General features: G+C 69.6%; 1 protein-coding gene. It reads left to right on the plus strand.

Annotation, left to right across the window (positions count from 1 at the left end; genetic code table 11):
* The coding region (locus D7V88_RS42410; RefSeq protein ID WP_147449195.1) for an AAA family ATPase at window positions 1–411 on the plus strand (411 nt) is incomplete at both ends.

Genomic DNA, 411 nt, shown 5'->3' on the forward strand with positions numbered 1-411 from the left:
GTTCGAGGTCGTGTTCTCGGTGCTATTCCCGGGCGGCGACGGCCGGCTGGTGCTCACCGACCCCGACGACATGCTCGCCACCGGCATCGAGGTCGAGGCGCGCCCGCCGGGCAAGAAGGTCAAGCGGCTCTCGCTGCTGTCCGGTGGCGAGCGCTCGCTGACCGCCGTGGCGCTGCTGGTCGCGATCTTCCGGGCCCGGCCGTCGCCGTTCTACATCATGGACGAGGTGGAGGCGGCGCTCGACGACGTCAACCTCGGCCGGCTGCTGACCCTCATCGCGCAGCTGCGCGACAGCAGCCAGCTGATCATGATCACCCACCAGAAGCGGTCGATGGAGATCGCCGACGCCCTGTACGGCGTCAGCATGCGCGGCGACGGCATCACCCAGGTCATCAGCCAGCGGCTGCGGGA

The organism is Corallococcus terminator, from assembly GCF_003611635.1.
GTDB lineage: Bacteria > Myxococcota > Myxococcia > Myxococcales > Myxococcaceae > Corallococcus > Corallococcus terminator.